Source organism: Micromonospora sp. NPDC049799 (assembly GCF_040656655.1).
Lineage (GTDB): Bacteria > Actinomycetota > Actinomycetes > Mycobacteriales > Micromonosporaceae > Micromonospora.
Genome location: NZ_JBFAMU010000442.1, coordinates 1 through 4,086, shown reverse-complemented (window position 1 = coordinate 4,086; position 4,086 = coordinate 1). Strand labels below are relative to the sequence as shown.

Here is a 4,086-nt window from a genome sequence, read left to right as displayed (position 1 = left end):
GGGCGAGTGGCCGGCCCGCGCCGCGGCCGGCACGGCATCGGTGCCCTCGCCGCCCGACGACCGCGAAGGGCCCGGCTGGAGCCCCGCCGAGTCCACCGCGACCCCGCCGGGCCGGGCAACCGCGTCGGTCCCGGGTGACGGCGGTCCGCCCGCGTGGGCCCCGGCCGGGAACCTGCCGCAGCGGAACAGCGCCGACCGCGAGTCCGTGCCGGACGTCCAACCGTGGGCGGCGAGCGAGGCGTGGGGCCGCTCGGACCCGGCGGAGCAGGCCAACTCCCGGGCCGGCGACGACCGGGAGCAGCCTCGCGGCGAGGAGACGCCGATCTACCAGCCGCGCCCCGCGCCGGGAATCTCGCCGGCCAACGCGGTCCCGCTGCCCAGGCAGGAGCAGCGCGTGCCGGGCGCCAGCCTGGCCGCGTCCCCGCCCGCCGACTACGCCCCGCCCGCCCAGTACGCGCCGGTGTCCGGTCAGCCCGCCCACGTCGAGCCGTCCGGCCGCGAGGGTGGCGCGACCGCGTACGAGCCGGAGCAGCACTGGGGGCTTGGCGCTCCCCGGCACGACGAACCGCAGTCCCCGGCCGGTCCGGTGGTACCCGCACCGCGCACCTCTCCGGAGTCGGCCGGCCGGGCCTCCATGCCGGCAGCCGGTGGCGAGGGCGGCAGCATCTCGGCGAGCGCCTCCGTGCCGCTGGCCAGCCGCGTCATGCCGCCGACCGACCAGGCCCTACGACCGGGTGGCACGCCCGCGCCGCAGCCCCGGGTGTACGGCCGCCCGGCCCGGCCGGAACCGGCGGAGGAGCCGTCGCACGACGAGGGAACCCCAACGCCGCCCCGCTTCGGCGCGGCCCCCGAGAACCGGTTCGACCAGGCCCCCGAGAACCGGTTCGAGCAGGGTCCCGAGAACCGGTTCGACCAGGCCCCTGACAACCGGTTCGACCAGGGCCCCGACCAGCGGTTCGGGCAGGGCCACGACAACCAGCTCGACCAGGGTCCGGACCAGCGGTTCGGGCATGGGCCGGAGAACCGGTCGGAGCAGGACCAGGACAACCGGGACCGCCCGGTGACCGCCGCCTTCGCGGCCGCGCCGGTCGCTCCCGCCTCCCCGGCGGCGCCTCCGGCGTTCCCGACCGGCATGCCGACGTTCGTCGACGCCCCGGCCAGCGACCGGCCGGTCAACGGCGTACGGCCGCACAGTGGTGCGGAGCGTCCCGCCGACCGCTTCGGCGCTTCGGCGAGCGGCGCGGCGAGCGTCAACGGCAGCGGCTTCGGTCCGGGCCCCGGGGACCCGGCGCGCGGCGGCGGTGCCTACCCGCACGCGTTCCCCCCGCCGCCGCAGCCCTCCGAGCCGTCCTGGGACCAGGGCGCGTCGGAGCAGGACCAGGGGCGGTTCGACGCGTTCAAGCCGATCGCCGAACCGGCCGCCGACGCGCCCACCCCGAAGGTCCGTAACGGCCGGGTGCTGGCCGCGGTGCTGGTCGCCGCAGTGCTGATCCTGACCATCCCGCTGGGCCTGCTTCAGCTGCTCGGCAAGATCGGCGATGACGAGCCGGCACCGGCCTACGAGATCGGTAGCTGCGTCAAGCAGGAGGGCACCGGCGTCGCCGAGGTCGACTGCGGCGAGGCGGGCGCCTTCACGGTGGTGTCGAGGGTGGACACCAAGGAGAAGTGCGCCGACCCGGCCCAGCCGCAGGTGGTGCTGCCCGGCGAGGGCACCAACCGGGTTCTGTGCCTGAAGCCGGCGGTCGGCTGAGCGTACGGACGACAGGGGCGGGGCCACGGGTGACCGTGGCCCCGTCGCCGTCTCCGGGTCGGATGTGATCGACCCCGCTCGGGGTACCGCCCGGCGGCGGCGTGCGGGTCCGGCAGACTGGGCCCATGAGCGCACGAGTACGCGCGCCGGAGTTGCGCGGCCGAGGCTGGCTGAACACCGGTGGGCGAGAGCTGAAGCTGTCCGACCTGCGGGGCAAGATCGTCATTGCGGATTTCTGGACCTTCTGCTGTATCAACTGCCTGCACGTACTCAACGAGCTGCGCCCACTCGAGGAGAAGTACGGCGACGTCCTCGTCGTGATCGGCGTGCACTCGCCGAAGTTCGAGCACGAGAAGGACGCGGACGCCCTGGCCGCCGCCGTCGAGCGGTACGGCGTGCACCACCCGGTCCTCGACGACCCCGAGCTGGGCATGTGGCAGCAGTACGCGGCCCGCGCCTGGCCGACCCTGTCGGTGATCGACCCCGAGGGCTACGTGGTGGCCACGATGGCCGGGGAGGGGCACGCCGAGGGGCTGGCCCGCCTGATCGACGACCTGATCGTCACCCACGAGGCGAAGGGCACCCTGCACCGCGGCGAGGGTCCGTACGTCCCGCCGGCCGAGCCGGAGACCACGTTGCGGTTCCCCGGCAAGGCCGTGGTGCTCGACGGCGGGAACCTGCTGGTGTCGGACTCTGCCCGGCACTCCCTGGTGGAGCTCGCTCCGGACGGCGAGACGGTGCTCCGGCGGATCGGCAGCGGCGACCGGGGCCGGGCGGACGGCCCCGCCGGGGCGGCCGCCTTCTCCGAGCCGCAGGGGCTCTGCCTGCTCCCGGCGCACACGGCCGAGGTCGCCGGCTACGACCTGGTCGTCGCGGACACGGTCAACCACCTGCTGCGCGGCGTGCACCTGGCCACCGGTGAGGTGGTCACGGTCGCCGGTACCGGCCGGCAGTGGCGCTCCGCGGTCGACGACCACTCGCACGACGCGCTCTCGGTGGACCTGTCGTCGCCGTGGGACCTGGCCTGGTACGACGACAAGCTGGTCATCGCCATGGCCGGCATCCACCAGCTGTGGTGGTTCGACCCGATCAAGCGCACCACCGGCATGTACGCGGGCACCACCGTGGAGGCCCTGCGCGACGGGCTGCTGGCCGAGGCGTGGATGGCCCAGCCGTCCGGCCTGTCGGTCTCCGCGGACGGCACCCGCCTGTGGGTGGCCGACAGCGAGACCAGTGCGATCCGGTACGTCGAGAACGAGGTGCTGGGCACCGCCGTCGGGCAGGGGCTCTTCGACTTCGGGCACGTCGACGGTCCGGCCGGGCAGGCGCTGCTCCAGCACCCGCTCGGCGTGTGCGCGCTGCCGGACGGCTCGGTGCTGATCGCCGACACGTACAACGGCGCGGTCCGGCGCTTCGACCCGGAGACGAACCAGGTCTCCACGGTCGCGGACGGGCTCGCCGAGCCCAGTGATCTGGTGCTCACCCCGGCTGGTGAGGTGCTCGTCGTGGAGTCGGCGGCACACCGCCTGACCCGACTCGCCCCGGGCGCGCTCACCGCCGCGGGGGCGAACACGGTGGACGGCCCCCGGCACCGCACCGAGCGCAAGCCGACCGACGTCGCGGCCGGCGAGGTCACCCTCGACGTGATCTTCACGCCCGCACCGGGGCAGAAGCTCGACGAGACGTACGGGCCGTCCACCCGGGTGGTCGTCTCCGCGTCTCCGCCGGAGCTGCTGCTCGAGGGGGCGGGCACGGGGACGGAGCTGTCCCGGCGACTGGTGGTCAACGGTGACGTGGCCGAGGGTGTGCTCCAGGTGACCGCCCAGGCGGCGACCTGCGACGCCGACGTCGAGCACGCGGCCTGCCACCTCACCCGGCAGGACTGGGGTGTACCGGTCCGGGTGGTCGCCGACGCCGCGACCCGGCTACCGCTGGTGCTACGCGGCCTCGACGCCTGAGGGCGACGCCGGCCCGACTCAGGATCGGCAGTTTCCCGGAAAGCGTCGCCTCCGCGCGCGTCGAGGCCACACTTTCCGGGAAACTGTGCGGATCTTGGGGTGAGTTCAGCGCCCTTCCTGTCACGCGAACGGAGTGAGCGTGACGCCGGCGTCGATGAGGGTGGCGCGGACCAGTTCGGCCGCGCGCACCGCGCCGGGGTTGTCGCCGTGCAGGCAGATCGACTCCACGGGGCAGGGGATCACGCTGCCGTCGACGGCCACCACGGTCCGCTCGGTGGCCATCCGGGCCGCCCGCTCGGCCACCTCCTCCGGGTCGGTGACCAGCGCGTTCGGCGCGGTCCGGGGCACCAGTCGGCCGTTGGGCAGGTAGCCCCGGTC

At 74.9% G+C, this 4,086-nt stretch carries 2 protein-coding genes and 1 pseudogene; 2 read left to right on the top strand and 1 reads right to left on the bottom strand.

Annotated elements, in window-relative coordinates; genetic code table 11:
• Both AB0I76_RS24090 and AB0I76_RS24085 read left to right on the top strand, forming a co-directional pair.
• Window positions 1-1,750 (top strand): annotated as a pseudogene (locus AB0I76_RS24090) (hypothetical protein); the annotation flags it as partial.
• A gap of 125 nt (window positions 1,751-1,875) precedes the next feature.
• Window positions 1,876-3,708, top strand: a complete 1,833-nt coding sequence (locus tag AB0I76_RS24085; protein WP_357039550.1) for an NHL domain-containing thioredoxin family protein — start codon at window positions 1,876-1,878, stop codon at window positions 3,706-3,708.
• Between the two features lie 120 nt (window positions 3,709-3,828).
• Here AB0I76_RS24085 and AB0I76_RS24080 read toward each other — a convergent pair.
• Window positions 3,829-4,086: LamB/YcsF family protein (locus tag AB0I76_RS24080; RefSeq protein ID WP_357039547.1), on the bottom strand; the 258-nt coding region annotated here is incomplete at its 5' end.